Below are 14,167 nucleotides of genomic sequence, written 5' to 3'. Positions count from 1 at the left end.
ATTGAGCATTTATTCTATGCGGATGGCATTATCTGCGGTTAACGGGGTGCTGAATAATTTAACTTGTGTGAAGTTAGTATCAGAAGCTAAGTTGTTATTCTGCGTTGTGGCTGGGTAGCTGATACCATCAAAGTCGAGCTGTAGCCATTGCTGCTTATCTTTTATTAATAAACTTTGCCACAGATGTCGTTGTGTCTTACTTATCTGTAGTGGCGCTTGTACTTGTGTTATACGGCTCATAAATTTATAACGATTTAAGGTGTTCTCAAACACTAATAAAACACAACCATCATCTTCACACCAGTCGAGCATCACTAACAAATCTTTGCGGCCGTTACCGTTTAAGTCATATTCGCTAAACCAATATTTGGCGTGATCAGTTTTGGTTTTATGCATGGTAAAATAGCGCTTTACGGCATTATTGATTGCTGGCGTACTCTTTGTTGGTGACATGATATTTTGGGCTTGGAATTCACGAATTTGAGTATTGAGGGTTAATGTCGAAAATGATCCACTCTCAACTTCATCGGTCATCCTATCTAGGGTTAATAGTGCACCATTAAAACTATATTTCTGGTTATCTCGCCATTGGTGATTTGCTTGTAATCTGACGCCATCACGTCGGAAGTGATAGATAACGTTAGTTTTATTACCCTGATGCTGAGTGAGTAATAGTTTCAGGCCGGATGAACCATAGGGATGCCAAAAACCACGCGCGGTCTGAGTTTTACCCTTGCTATAGATGTATTTCACATTAGCTTGGTGATGCTTGGCCAGTTCTAGTTCAATGGTAACATTATTGTTTTTATAGCGATAATGACCAAGCCAATCTGGGCTATCTTCTTGCTGGTTGGGGTATTTCGCACAGCCTGCTATTTGCTTACCTTTTAAATATAACGTGGTTTCATACTGCCAATAATTATTATTACTATCGATACAGCCGTTACCGGTAAAGGCTAAGTTTAATTGTTCGCCATCGCTGTTCTCGGTTTCGACAAATGCCCGCAAGCCTTTGGTGATGACACTTTTCTTAATCGCCCACTTGCTATTTAATTCTTTGATTATGAATGTGAACTGGTTGTCTTGAGCATAACCTAGCCAGTCTGGTTGTGAGCCGCTGATCTCAAAGTTTGGTCGCGAAGTGACAGATCGACAGGCACTGTTATTTTGATTAGATAAAAAATGTAACTGCGCAATACTGATAATTGCACGCTGGTGACGCGGATTTAGAGATTGGTTTATTTGGCCTTCAAATTCGATATAGGCATTGGGTTGATTTAAACGTTCAATTTGTGCGAGTAAGCGGCTATTAGGTTGAAGGTTAAATACTTGTTCATTATGGCATAAACGTATTGTACGCTGCTGTGCGGTTATGGTAACGATACCACTAAAATTATAATATTTAGCTGGGACTATCGAGGGATACGGTGCGTTACTGATATTTGGTCTAGATGATGTAGTATTAAGCGCGGGCTCTGTTACTTGCTGAGTGCTACTGAGAGAGTAAAGACTGTTGCTGACGATTGGTTGGTACTGTTGCACACAGCCTGTGATGATAAATAGACAGCAATAGGTTATAACTCGAAGCATAATTCATCCTTGATATCGAGAGCTTATTTAAACGTTAATCGTGTATTTTTAATTAGTTACCGCGAAGTCCTTTCGGAGTAACTAATTCATACATTATTATGCGGTGGCCAGTGAGTAACTACAATATATATTTTTCTATATACTGGGCAACCCCATCATCAGCTGAGTCGCCTATCATTTCAAAATCTGGTAACGCCGCTTTAAGCATAGTCGAAGCGTTACCCATGACTAAACCTTTATCAACGGCTTGTAGCATTTCCACGTCATTCATACCATCACCAAAGGCCACTGTTTCTGCCATGGTGAAACCTTTAATTCTCAGTACTTCGGCAAGTGCTTGGGCTTTATTGACATTAATGTCCATGACTTCTAAGCATTCCGGTAACGAAAATGAGACATTTAATTGGGCACTGTATTGAGCGTTAATTTGTGTCGCTAGGGCAACAAGATCTTCATGGAGGCCACAGAAAAAGAATTTAGCAATACCGGATTTGTCTAATGTCACGAGATCAACAACTTGATAGCTAAATGTGGAATCTTGGCTAAAGTTAAGGACCTCTGGGTTAGGTTTATTTACAAACCATTCGTCATCACGGAAAATATTGGCTTGAATAGTTTTCGGTAAGCCAATTTCAGTAATCATCTGGGCAATATCTGTGGCGATATTTTTGCTGTAAATCAGTTCACCTTTATGGTTGTGAACTCTGGCACCGTTTGAGGTGATGAGGTAAATTTCAGCATCAATTGTTTTTCTGATAGCCTCTACATCGACATTATGACGACCGGTGGCAATGATGAATTTTTTACCCTGTTTAAGTAACTTATGGATCGTTATTTTGGTTTGTTCTGAGACTATATGTGCAGGCGTCAGTAACGTACCATCTAAATCAGAAACGATAACTTTATACATCTTAACCTCAAAATTCACTTTATTTTATGTGTCTAAAATAGTGTTTATCGTGATGACTGTCCGTAGTAATAAGCTTAATGTTTGGCAAAATAATTTAATGCCACGGTCAGCGCTGGGATCCTAAAAATATCCGTTTCTAAGAATAATTCATGAGCCGCGCCTGGGATTAAAACGGGTTGTGTTGGTTGGTGTTGATTGTGCTCATGGCTTAATGCTTGGCAGAATTGCAGTTGTGCTTCTGCAAGAACGACTTCATCGCCGCCAGCTTGTAGGATTAAGGTTGGCGTTTTGATGTTACCCGCGTATTGGATCGCACGACGACAGGCTTTAATACTTTGTTGTAACCAGTTAATTGTTGGACCGCCTAACTGAGTCTGTGGATAAAATCCGTAACTACGACGGAAAAGATCAAATCGTAATGGGCTGTGGGTTAGCTGATTATTTTCAAATGGGGAATGAGAAAAATCCCCTTTACCTGGCGCATAAAATGATTCGGTATGAATAATCTTATTAACGATGTGCATGGCACGGCTATAAATACTGGCAATCGGACGCGGTATCTGACCAAAGTTAATACCGAACATCGGGGATGCTAATACTGCGGCATTAAAATCGTGATGATAATTCTGTAAATATAAACTGCCAATTGCACCGCCCATCGAATGGCAGAGTAAATACTGTTTACTGTGTTGGGTAGACCGCATTATTTTATCAATAAACAACTTTAAATCAGTGACGTAATCACGAAAATATTCGACATGCCCTTTGTGCCGATTTTTAAGTAAACGATCTGACATGCCTTGTCCACGATGATCTAAGCAATATACCGAGTAACCTTGTTGGTATAGATCGTAAATTAGCTCGCGAAATTTCTGATAAGACTCTGAGCGTCCGCCTAATAGCACAATTGCAGGGCTGGTGTTACTTATAACGGCAGATGCGTAGCGCAGGGTAATATTATCAACACCTTGTAATGTGTGCTCTACGATCGTCGCATCCCAAAATTGCGAAATTTCATGATGATATTTATCTGCAAGTTGTGATTCAGTGGTTAAATTATAAGGATTATCAAATTCGACACATGGGTGTTTACTGGACATAGGTTGCAGAAGCTTCTTAGTAATTTTATCGGTGAGAGTCTATTCCTAGCCTACCATAATTTGCGGCTGGAGATGGCGACTTAACTACCGGTAAATACATTTAATTATCTAAGTTACCGCTTAAAAATTAATTAATTTGTAGTAAGAACGACATTTTCTGCGAAGAGATAATGTCGTTAAATTTTTGAATTAGAGCGAAAATTAATTATTCACATTAAACGCTATCGTGATTGTGGTGCGCTTAATACAGTGAGTTGTCGTTGGCTGCGGTTGGTATTTTAGCAAAGCTGAACTAATATTATTTGGACTGAGAATACTGATCATATTTTTGACAACCAGAGAGGACCGTCAATGAAACGCTCTAGACTCAAGAAAAAACTCAATTCACTCCGAAGGACTCGTTGTCATTGGTGTCAGTTCACGGATAAATTTAAACCGATAGATGTAACTCAAAGCGCATTACTACATCGGCGTTAATCACGATCTTGAGTTAAAATAAAGGCGCTTATGCAAGCGCCTTTTTGTGGTATTTAATTTAACTACAAAATATTGTTAGGTGTAAATTAAAGTATATAGCGACTTAGATCTTCGTCTTCGACTAATTCGTTAAGAGACTTACCGACGTAATCACCGTCAACAACGAGGCTTTGGCCATTCTTTTCTGATGCGTCAAATGAAATTTCTTCCATTAAACGTTCCATTACTGTGTGTAAGCGACGGGCACCGATGTTCTCAGTTTTCTCATTCACGTTCCAAGCGGCGTTGGCAATACCATCAATACCATCTGGGGTGAACTCAACGTTCACGCCTTCTGTTTTCAGCATTGCCGTGTATTGCTCTGTTAATGATGCGTTTGGCTCGGTGAGGATACGCACAAAATCTGCTGCTGTAAGCGCATCTAATTCAACGCGGATTGGTAGACGACCTTGTAATTCAGGGATCAGGTCAGACGGTTTAGAGACTTGGAAAGCACCTGATGCAATGAATAAGATGTGGTCTGTTTTCACCATACCGTGTTTGGTGGTGACCGTACAACCTTCGATAAGTGGTAATAGATCGCGTTGTACCCCTTCGCGTGATACTCCCCCATCATTTGAATCGCTGCGTTTGCAGATTTTGTCGATTTCATCAAGGAAGACGATGCCGTTGTTTTCGACTGCGAAAATAGCTTTTTCTTTCAATTCTTCGGGATTAACCAGTTTCGCTGCTTCGTCTTCAACCAGTTGTTTCAATGCTTCTTTTACTTTCATCTTGCGTGATTTTGTCGTCGAACCGCCAGATAAATTTTGGAACATGCCTTGTAACTGATTGGTCATTTCTTCCATACCTGGAGGTGCCATGATCTCAACGCCCATTTGTGGCGCGGCAATTTCAATACTAATTTCTTTATCGTCTAATTTTCCTTCGCGTAATTTTTTACGGAAGATCTGACGGGTATTATCATTGCTAGCTTTTTCTTCTTCGCCCCAGTTGTTACGTGGGTTTGGCAGTAACGCATCTAATACGCGATCTTCGGCATTTTCTTCTGCGCGAACATGATATTTCTTCATTTCTTGTTCACGTGTTAGCTTTACCGCAACATCGGTTAGGTCTTTGATGATTTGATCAACTTCTTTACCGACATAGCCAATTTCAGTAAATTTAGTGGCTTCAACTTTGATAAAAGGGGCGTTTGCTAGCTTGGCTAAACGACGTGCGATCTCGGTTTTACCCACACCTGTTGGACCGATCATCAAAATATTTTTGGGTGATACTTCTTGACGTAGTTCTGGATCTAACTGCATGCGGCGCCAGCGGTTACGCAGGGCAATAGCGACAGCACGTTTTGCATTTTGTTGACCGATAATATGACGATCTAATTCTGAAACGATTTCTCTGGGAGTCATTGACGACATAATAAGTTTCCTTTAATTCGGTGAAATTTAGTAATCGATAGTTTCAATGGTGTGGAAACCGTTGGTGAATACACAGATATTACCTGCAATAGTTAGGGATTTTTTAGCGATCTCTTCAGCGTCTAATTCGGTATTTTCTAATAATGCCATTGCCGATGCTTGGGCAAAATTACCACCCGAACCGATAGCCATAAGATCATTCTCTGGTTGCACTACGTCGCCATTACCGGTGATGATGAAAGAACTTTTTTTATCCGCTACCGCCAGTAATGCTTCTAAATTACGTAGCATTTTGTCGGTGCGCCAATCTTTAGCAAGCTCTACAGCGGCACGCTCTAGGTTACCTTGGTGAGCTTGTAATTTCGCTTCAAAACGTTCGATAAGGGTAAATGCGTCTGCAGTAGAACCGGCGAAACCAGCGAGAACTTGGCCGTTGTATAAACGGCGCACTTTTTTTGCATTGCCTTTCATTACCGTGTTGCCAAGAGAAACTTGTCCGTCTCCGGCCATTACGACTTTGCCTTCACGGCGTACAGATACAATAGTAGTCACGATAAACTCCACTCTAAATTAATTTGAGCGCGGCTGGTTGCAGTTAGCTACGCTTCATTATGTTAGGTAAAAAATGCGAGGTAAAAAAACGCCTCATATGATATGAAGCGATTTCATTACAATATACCAACTAAGGTGGGTATCTCTAGTTAGTTTTTCAAGGCTTCCACTGCCAAATTTCACAAGTTGTGACACCTGCGCGTTTAATTTGGTGGCGTTGTTTTTCGGCAACCCGCTTACGTTCGTAAGGACCTAAAACCACGCGATACCAGTTACCTGTGTGGCGAATGTTGGCCGTGTAGCCTTGGAAGGCTATCGTTGCTTTCATCGATTCAGCTTGTGCGCGTTGACGGAACGAACCACATTGCATTTGATAACGAATACCTGTGTCTTGTTGTGGCGGTATCTCGACAATGACTTCTTTTTCTTGTAAGTCTTGCGGATATTGCCATTCTTCCTTAGGCTTTTCCGGTAATGGTTTTAACGTTAGCTTTTTTGGTGGTGTTTTTTTAATGGGTGCGGGCTGTGCTTTTTCTGCGGTGCCACTGATTTGTGCTAAAAAATAGCCCAAGCCGATTGCCAGTATCAAAAACAGCAAGATAGCCAACACTGGGCGTTTCTTTTTAGCCGCTGGTGCCTTTTTAGCACCCTGCTTTGTTCTTGGCTTGGGGGCGTGCCCCGCGTAATCCTTACGAGCCATAATTTACATACGTTCCAAAGTTTCAATGCCGAGTAGGTCGAGACCTTGTTTAAGCGTTTTAGCGGTTAACTGAGCCAGTTTTAGACGGCTTAGTTTAATCGCTTCATCTTCAGTGCTCAAGATTGGACAAGCTTCATAGAAACTTGAGAATACGCCAGCCAGTTCAAACAGGTAAGTACATAATGTATTTGGTGTTGCACGTTTTGCCACGTGATGAACGATCTCGTTAAACTGGATCAGTTTACCGGCTAGCTCTTGTTCTTTGTCTTCGTTTAACTGTACTTTAGCTGTGGTTAGTTTCGCCACTGTTGCGGTATCAACTTTGTTGAAGATACTGCTAACACGTGTACAAGCGTAAAGTAGGTAAGGAGCGGTATTACCTTCAAAGCTTAACATTGAGTCAAAGTTGAAGATGTAGTCACTGCTGCGGTTCTTAGATAAATCGGCATATTTAACCGATGAGATACCTACAACGCGTGCGATGTGCTTTAGTTCATTTTCAGCAAGATTTGGATTCTTCGCTTTGACCAGTGTGTAAGCACGCTCTTCTGCTTCTGTTAATAGATCAACCAGTTTTACCGTGCCACCTGAGCGGGTTTTGAACGGGCGACCATCTTCACCATTCATCGTTCCGAAACCAAGGTGTTCCAGTGATGTTTCAGGTTTAACAAAACCGGCTTTTTGTGCTACAGAGAATACTTGTTGGAAATGCAGCGCCTGACGTTGGTCAACAAAGTACATAATACGATTGGCATTGAGTGTCTGTTGACGGTAGCGCATTGCGGCAAGATCCGTTGTAGCATAGAGGAAACCGCCACCGTTTTTTTGGATAATTACTGGTAGTGGGTCGCCGTCTTTGTTTTTGAATTCATCTAGGAATACACATTTAGCGCCATTTGACTCGGTGAGTAGACCTTGTGCTTCAAGTTCGGCAACAACATTGTGCAAGTCGCTGTTATAGAAGCTTTCGCCACGTACGTCATCACGGGTTAATTTTACGTTTAGGCGTTTGTAGATGTCGTGACAGTGGGCCAGTGACACATCATTAAATTCTTTCCATAGTTTGTTACATGCTTCATCACCAGATTGCAGCATTACCACCATTTCACGGGCGCGTATTGCAAAGTCTTCTGATTCATCGAAACGACCTTTTGCTGCGCGGTAGAATACTTCTAGATCCGAAAGTTGCATGCTGATCTCTACATTTTCAGCGCGTTTTTCTTCCATGTACGCAAGTAGCATACCGAACTGAGTGCCCCAATCGCCTACATGGTTTTGACGAATAACGTGATGACCAAGTAGCTCTAGCGTACGCGCGATAGAATCACCAATGATTGATGAACGTAAGTGACCTACGTGCATTTCTTTGGCGAGATTTGGTGATGATAGATCCACAACCACGGTATCTGGTGCTGTGGTTTTTTGTACCGAAAGGTTATCGTCTGCAAGGGCAATATCAATCTGTTGCGCTAACCAATTTTGGTTTAAGAAGATGTTGATAAAACCAGGACCAGCGATCTCAGTACGGCTGATTAAGTCTGATTCTGGTAGATTATCAATGATTAATTGCGCTAATTCACGCGGATTCTTCTTCGCCGGTTTTGCCATCATCATTGCTAAATTTGTGGCTAAATCACCATGAGCTTTATCGCGGGTTCGATCTACTGCGATGCGAGGTTGTACATCGGCAGGAATGATTTGTTGTTCTTTTAAGATCGTAACTGTCTGCTCTAGCAGCTGTATAATATGCTCTTTCATGGGTTCTCTTAACTAGCAATGATGAATGAAATAGACCGATCATTTTAGCGTGGTTAGGGGCATTTGACTAGCTAATCAGCGGATAAATGCCGATATCCTTACAACATTTCGGTTGGATCTACGTCTAATGACCAACGGGCTTTACGTGCAGACTTTAATGCTTCTATTTTGGGCATTATTTGACGTAATAGGTGAGAGATGTGCTGACGTTGCGGACTTTGCAGTAATAGTTGTAAACGGTACTTACCCGCGCGTTTCTCCATGGGGGCAGGCATCGGCCCTAAACAAAGCAGTTGTGGATTGTGGTTATGCGCTTGAACGAGTTGTTTTATTGCGACTAAAAAGGCATTGGCATCGCTGAACTGATGGGCTTCTGCACGGAACAAGGCTTGAAAGCTATAAGGCGGTAAATTTGCCATAGAGCGGGCGTGTAATGCAGTTTGGGCAAAGTGAGAATAACCATTATTAATCAGGTCTTGAATTAATTCGTGTTCAGGATGATGGGTCTGAATGGCCACTTCACCTTGTTTGGCAGCACGTCCGGCTCGACCAGATACTTGCACAAACAGTTGCGCGAGTTTTTCAGGGGCGCGAAAATCACTGCTAAACAGGGCGCTGTCCACATCGATGAGTCCAACCAGCGTGACATCGGGGAAATGATGACCTTTGGCGAGCATTTGCGTGCCAATTAGGATCCGAAATTCTCGCTTACGCACGGCTTCTAATGATTTTTCTAAACTGCCTTTGCGGCTGGTACTATCTCGGTCAATACGAATAATCGGGTATTGTGGGAAGTGATTATTGAGCATGGCCTCTAACTGCTCAGTACCAAAACCGGCGGTCATTATTTCATTGGAATTACAACTCGGACAACGACGTGGTTTAGGAAACTGTTCGTCGCAATGATGACAATGCAATACATTGCGCGATTGATGATAGGTGTAATAGGTATTACAACGCTGACATTCTGCCATCGAACCACAGGTATGACACATGACGGCGGGTGCATAACCGCGGCGGTTGAGAAATAACAGGACTTGATTACCAGCGGCTAAATGGGTTGCCATTAATGCCATAAACTCAGCAGAGAGGCCAGAGTCTAAGGATTGATTTTTAATGTCGATCAGGTGGTGGGTCGGCATCTGGGCATTACCCGCACGTTGGGTTAGCTGCAAATGACGATATTTACCTGTCAGAGCATTGTGCAGCGTTTCTAACGCCGGGGTGGCAGAACCTAATACCACGGCAATGTTATTCCGCTGGGCTCTGACAATAGCCAGATCGCGAGCATGATAACGAAATGTTTCTTGCTGTTTTAACGACCCATCATGTTCTTCATCAATAATGATCACGCCTAAATCATGCATGGGCGTAAATATCGCCGACCGGGTACCTATCACGATACCGGCGACACCAGCTTGAGCTTCAAGCCAAGCCTCACGACGCTCCGCATCATTTAAACCAGAGTGCAAGGCGACGATAGGCACATTGAAACGACGCTTAAAGCGTGAAATTGTTTGTGGCGTAAGACCGATTTCAGGGACTAATACCAGTGCTTGTTTACCAATCTTTAATACTTTTTCGATGACATTGAGATAAACTTCGGTTTTACCACTGCCTGTTACCCCATCAAGTAGATAAGTGGCAAAGTGATTAATATCAATGGCCGCTATCGTAATTGCTTGTTCGGTATTGAGGGTGGGGCGATTATCACTAATCACCAGATTCTGGCGCCAGTGTTGCGCATCGTTATCTTGGATCTTAATGTATTCTTGGCTAATCAACCCTTTGTCTTGTAATGCTTTGATGGTGGTTGATTTTATATTGGCTAATTTTAAGTGTGATTGGGTTAACCCCGTTTCAGCCAGTAACTTGATGGTTTGTAATTGCGCAGGGGTTAAACGATTTAATTCCTGAGCCGTTAAGTCATGGGCACTATCGGTTAACTGCCAGAATGTGTAACTGTTTAACTTGGCTGATTCTAACTTTCGTAACAATACCGGTAAGGCTTGGGCGATCACTTCACCAATCGGGTAATGGTAATAATCAGCGCACCAATTGAAAAAAGCTAACATGTCAGCCGATAAAATCGCATTATCATCGAGTACATTGATAATCGGTTTGAGTTTTGCCAGCGGAAATTCACTGTCGTTTTTAGTTGCCAGCGCAATGCCAATTAATTGCTTATTCATAAAGGGCACACAGATCCGCATGCCGGGTTGAATGTGCGCATCATCAGGGTAAATATAATCAAAGGTTCTGTTTAAATGAACGGGAACGGCAACGGCGACAACGGGCATTTACTCAACTCTCTTTTACGGGCTAAATCTGTACTTCGGTAAACAGTTTACGGCTGTTAACTAGGTAATGTCTTGATATTTTCTGTTTAATGTTCTAATTGCAGTTTATTTATGCATCAGCTATTGATATTGGGGGGTAAGATCCTATATTATTCGCAGCCTAAAAATTCTATAACTTTATGTGGTGTCTGGCAGTGTTTCAGATGGCGACATAACTAATAATTGAGGTTTCTATGAAACAAGGTATCCACCCAGAATACGCAGCTATGGAAGCAAAATGTTCATGCGGTAACATTTTCTCTGTTGGTTCAACTCGCGGTAAAAACATCACGATTGACGTATGTTCAAAGTGTCACCCATTCTACACTGGTAAGCAACGTAATGTTGATACTGGTGGTCGTGTTGATAAATTCAACAAGCGTTTTGGCGCTCTTGCTGCAAAATAAGAATTGTATTTATACAAAATTTTGTAGTAACTCAAAAAGGTACCTTCGGGTGCCTTTTTTTATACCTGAAAAACAGTTTAAAAAAATTATAAAATTTAGATTTTATCTCCGTAATTGCATTTCCGTAAAAATGTTCTTCTAAAATTAGCAGTCTATATAAAAATAAACACTCAATATCAGTGCAAAGGTAGAATAAACAACTTAAATTACTGTAGAATTATGCGAACAATATTATTAGCTCATTTAGCGCAGTGTAAAATAAAAGTGAGCTGTGTTAAATTAAAGTTAAATATTTGCGTTACATTCGATTATTATTTAATTCCCCAACGTTGTTTCTTACACCTTAGTTATTCTCGAATTAAGGCTGTGAGTTATGTGCATTCATTTAATTCAGGATATTGAGTATGTCAGACTTTAGACAGCAAGCATTAGATTATCACGCGAACCCTAAACCGGGTAAAATTGCTATTCAACTTACTACATCAGCAGAAACCGCCGATGATCTTTCTCTAGCATATAGCCCGGGTGTCGCAGAACCAGTGCGTGAAATTGCTGCTAATCCTGACGATGCTTACAAATATACGGCTAAAGGTAACTTAGTGGCGGTGATCACTAACGGCACGGCTATTTTAGGCCTTGGTAATTTAGGCCCACTGGCATCAAAACCAGTGATGGAAGGTAAAGCACTCTTGTTTAAACGTTTTGCTGATATTGATTCAATCGATATTGAAGTGAAACACCGTACAACTGAAGAATTTATTGATACCGTCGCGAATATCGCGGATACATTTGGTGGCATTAACTTAGAAGACATTAAAGCACCAGAATGTTTTGAAATTGAAAAAGCGCTCATTGCGCGTTGTAATATTCCAGTATTCCATGATGATCAGCACGGCACTGCAATCGTAACCGCTGCGGGTATGATTAATGCGCTAGACATTCAAGGTAAAGACATCGCGGAAGTGATTATTGTTTGTATGGGCGCTGGTGCAGCGGCTATTGCATGCATGGAGTTGTTGATTTCATGTGGCGCACAACGTGAAAAAATCTACATGTTAGACCGCAAAGGGGTGATCCACACTCGTCGTGATGACATTAACGAATATAAGCAACGTTTTGCTAATAATACCGACAAGCGTACATTGCAAGATGCAATTAACGGTGCTGACGTATTTGTTGGTGTATCTGGCCCCAATGTATTGGCTGCTGACGATGTTAAATTAATGGCCGATAATCCGATTATTTTTGCCTGTTCGAATCCGGATCCAGAAATCAAACCGGAATTGGCTCACGCGGCACGTCAAGATCTGATCATGGCAACCGGTCGTTCTGATTATCCAAATCAAGTGAATAACGTGCTGTGCTTCCCATTTATTTTCCGTGGTGCATTAGACGCACGTGCCAGTGTGATTAATGAAGCGATGAAAGTAGCCGCTGTTCATGCGATCCGTGAGATTGCTAAAGAAGAAGTACCACAGTCTGTATTGACTGCATCGGGTGTGGAATCATTAGAGTTTGGTACTGAGTACATCATTCCAAAACCAATGGATCCACGTTTATTGCCACGCGTCGCACGTGCTGTTGCGCTAGCCGCGGTAGAAACTGGCGTTGCCCGTGTCGAACTACCTGAAAATTATATGCTGTAAACTTACTGCATAGTTTTATTAAACGCCAAAGGTTTATCCTTGGCGTTTGCATTTCTGGGCTTATACTTGTATACAGTTCTGCTATTTGCTCACATTTAAGGTTCCCATGTCTGAAGAATATGAAATTGAAGTTATCCCTGTTGTTGTCGCTGAAGAACCAATTGAACTATATAAGATCTTAAAAATCGAAAATTTAGTGACCTCGGGCAGTGAAGCGAAGAACTATATTGCAGACGGTTATGTGTATGTGAATGGTGAAGTTGAAACGCGTAAACGTAAAAAAATCATGTTTGGCGATATCATCGGCTTTAATGGTGAAGCGTATCAAGTGATGTCTGCGGAAGAACTTGCAGCATACGATATTGCTGATGAAGAAGAATTTGTTGATCCTGCGGCTTTAGAGTCTGATTCGGTAGCAAGCTATATTGCAGAACACGATGTTACTGAAGACGATTTCACCGAGAACAATACTGTTGAGCAAGGTGTTACTGACGTTCACGCTGTAGACGAAGCGGTTGTTGAAGCTGTATTTATTGCACCAATGCCAGTTGCTAAGCCTGCTGTCGATAGCATCCCTGCAGATATCTGGGAACAGCCTGAAAAGAAGAAAAAGAAAAAAGCTGAAGCTAAACCAGTAACAGTAGCGGCACCGAAACCAGTTGAGAAAAAGAAAAAAGGCCGCGCGGCACCGTTTAGTTTTTAGATTTTACGTTAAGGTATTAGCAACAATGCGCGTCTAGATAGCGCATTGGTTACAGATTAGATCAAAACAGGCTCCTATTATTGGAGCCTGTTTTATAAAAGGTGCGCCTGTTTTATTTTCAGTCGTTGTTTATTTGGCACTCGTTATTTAATGACTAATCATCTTGCTCTAAATAATCATCGATATTGATACCCAGTGCTAACATCTGTGCTTTGGCTTCTGCGGGGATGTTGTCTGGTTTGTCTTTGCCTAAATCGTCATCAGCCGGTAATGGCTGACCCGTGTAAGCATGTAAAAATGCTTCGCATAACAGTTCACTGTTAGTCGCGTGACGTTGATTATTAATCTGACGGCGAGTTCTTTCATCTGTAAGTACTTTGAGTACTTTCAGAGGGATTGAAACAGTTATCTTTTTAACCTGTACACTCTTTTTCCCATGTTCTGCATAGGGGCTAATATACTCGCCGTTCCACTTTGTCATTTTTGACCTTTGTGTAAATTATTATTTAATGAATAAGTGACAAGTTTACCTTTGAATTGGATTGTTGGCAATCAGTATGTAAAGAG

Annotated in this window: 12 protein-coding genes; 3 read left to right on the top strand and 9 right to left on the bottom strand. The window is 41.6% G+C overall.

The window, feature by feature from the left end:
- Positions 1-9 precede the first annotated feature (9 nt).
- The 8 genes from MORIYA_RS13420 to priA all read right to left on the bottom strand — a co-directional run bounded on the left by MORIYA_RS13420 (position 10) and on the right by priA (position 10,805).
- A complete protein-coding gene (locus tag MORIYA_RS13420; protein ID WP_112715936.1) occupies positions 10-1,590 on the bottom strand; it encodes a hypothetical protein in 1,581 nt (526 codons plus the stop codon).
- Between the two features lie 118 nt (positions 1,591-1,708).
- Positions 1,709-2,500, bottom strand: a complete 792-nt coding sequence (locus tag MORIYA_RS13415; RefSeq protein ID WP_112715934.1) for a Cof-type HAD-IIB family hydrolase — start codon at positions 2,498-2,500, stop codon at positions 1,709-1,711.
- Between the two features lie 74 nt (positions 2,501-2,574).
- Positions 2,575-3,600 carry an alpha/beta fold hydrolase gene (locus MORIYA_RS13410; RefSeq protein ID WP_112715932.1) on the bottom strand — a complete coding sequence of 342 codons (1,026 nt, stop codon included), beginning with the start codon at positions 3,598-3,600 and terminating at the stop codon, positions 2,575-2,577.
- 563 nt (positions 3,601-4,163) lie between these two features.
- Positions 4,164-5,495, bottom strand: a complete 1,332-nt coding sequence (gene hslU / locus MORIYA_RS13405; protein ID WP_112715930.1) for an ATP-dependent protease ATPase subunit HslU — start codon at positions 5,493-5,495, stop codon at positions 4,164-4,166.
- A 27-nt stretch (positions 5,496-5,522) separates the two neighbouring features.
- A complete protein-coding gene (gene hslV / locus MORIYA_RS13400) occupies positions 5,523-6,047 on the bottom strand; it encodes an ATP-dependent protease subunit HslV (RefSeq protein ID WP_112715928.1) in 525 nt (174 codons plus the stop codon).
- A 157-nt stretch (positions 6,048-6,204) separates the two neighbouring features.
- Positions 6,205-6,747, bottom strand: a complete 543-nt coding sequence (locus tag MORIYA_RS13395) for an SPOR domain-containing protein (RefSeq protein WP_112715926.1) — start codon at positions 6,745-6,747, stop codon at positions 6,205-6,207.
- 3 nt (positions 6,748-6,750) lie between these two features.
- Positions 6,751-8,505 (bottom strand): arginine--tRNA ligase, encoded by a 1,755-nt coding sequence (gene argS / locus MORIYA_RS13390; protein WP_112715924.1) that lies wholly within the window; start codon positions 8,503-8,505, stop codon positions 6,751-6,753.
- A gap of 98 nt (positions 8,506-8,603) precedes the next feature.
- Positions 8,604-10,805 carry a primosomal protein N' gene (gene priA, locus MORIYA_RS13385; protein ID WP_112715922.1) on the bottom strand — a complete coding sequence of 734 codons (2,202 nt, stop codon included), beginning with the start codon at positions 10,803-10,805 and terminating at the stop codon, positions 8,604-8,606.
- Between the two features lie 233 nt (positions 10,806-11,038).
- On the opposite strand from priA, the gene rpmE reads away from it, so the two are divergent.
- From rpmE to MORIYA_RS13370, 3 genes are all read left to right on the top strand, one after another.
- Positions 11,039-11,251: a 50S ribosomal protein L31 gene (gene rpmE / locus MORIYA_RS13380; protein WP_112715920.1), complete on the top strand. Its 213-nt coding sequence runs from the start codon at positions 11,039-11,041 to the stop codon at positions 11,249-11,251.
- Between the two features lie 404 nt (positions 11,252-11,655).
- On the top strand, positions 11,656-12,897 hold the full coding sequence (locus MORIYA_RS13375; protein ID WP_112715918.1) for a malic enzyme-like NAD(P)-binding protein: 1,242 nt from the start codon (positions 11,656-11,658) through the stop codon (positions 12,895-12,897).
- A 106-nt stretch (positions 12,898-13,003) separates the two neighbouring features.
- The gene (locus MORIYA_RS13370; RefSeq protein WP_112715916.1) at positions 13,004-13,600 is read left to right on the top strand and encodes an RNA-binding S4 domain-containing protein; all 597 of its coding nucleotides are present in this window, start codon (positions 13,004-13,006) and stop codon (positions 13,598-13,600) included.
- A 154-nt stretch (positions 13,601-13,754) separates the two neighbouring features.
- On the opposite strand, the gene metJ is transcribed toward MORIYA_RS13370, so the two are convergent.
- Complete coding sequence (gene metJ / locus MORIYA_RS13365) at positions 13,755-14,081, bottom strand: met regulon transcriptional regulator MetJ (RefSeq protein WP_112715914.1); 327 nt, start codon at positions 14,079-14,081, stop codon at positions 13,755-13,757.
- Between the last annotated feature and the right edge of the window lie 86 nt (positions 14,082-14,167).

Origin of the sequence: Moritella yayanosii (assembly GCF_900465055.1) — a bacterium.
GTDB classification, from domain to species: domain Bacteria; phylum Pseudomonadota; class Gammaproteobacteria; order Enterobacterales; family Moritellaceae; genus Moritella; species Moritella yayanosii.
This window is presented reverse-complemented; position numbering and strand designations above follow the sequence as displayed.

Bases quoted from the DNA above. Each gene is read 5' to 3' on its own strand.
- MORIYA_RS13420 (WP_112715936.1), bottom strand. From the start codon at position 1,590: ATGCTTCGAGTTATAACCTATTGCTGTCTATTTATCATCACAGGCTGT.
- MORIYA_RS13415 (WP_112715934.1), bottom strand. From the start codon at position 2,500: ATGTATAAAGTTATCGTTTCTGATTTAGATGGTACGTTACTGACGCCT.
- MORIYA_RS13410 (WP_112715932.1), bottom strand. From the start codon at position 3,600: ATGTCCAGTAAACACCCATGTGTCGAATTTGATAATCCTTATAATTTA.
- hslU (WP_112715930.1), bottom strand. From the start codon at position 5,495: ATGTCGTCAATGACTCCCAGAGAAATCGTTTCAGAATTAGATCGTCAT.
- MORIYA_RS13395 (WP_112715926.1), bottom strand. From the start codon at position 6,747: ATGGCTCGTAAGGATTACGCGGGGCACGCCCCCAAGCCAAGAACAAAG.
- argS (WP_112715924.1), bottom strand. From the start codon at position 8,505: ATGAAAGAGCATATTATACAGCTGCTAGAGCAGACAGTTACGATCTTA.
- priA (WP_112715922.1), bottom strand. From the start codon at position 10,805: ATGCCCGTTGTCGCCGTTGCCGTTCCCGTTCATTTAAACAGAACCTTT.
- rpmE (WP_112715920.1), top strand. From the start codon at position 11,039: ATGAAACAAGGTATCCACCCAGAATACGCAGCTATGGAAGCAAAATGT.
- MORIYA_RS13375 (WP_112715918.1), top strand. From the start codon at position 11,656: ATGTCAGACTTTAGACAGCAAGCATTAGATTATCACGCGAACCCTAAA.
- MORIYA_RS13370 (WP_112715916.1), top strand. From the start codon at position 13,004: ATGTCTGAAGAATATGAAATTGAAGTTATCCCTGTTGTTGTCGCTGAA.
- metJ (WP_112715914.1), bottom strand. From the start codon at position 14,081: ATGACAAAGTGGAACGGCGAGTATATTAGCCCCTATGCAGAACATGGG.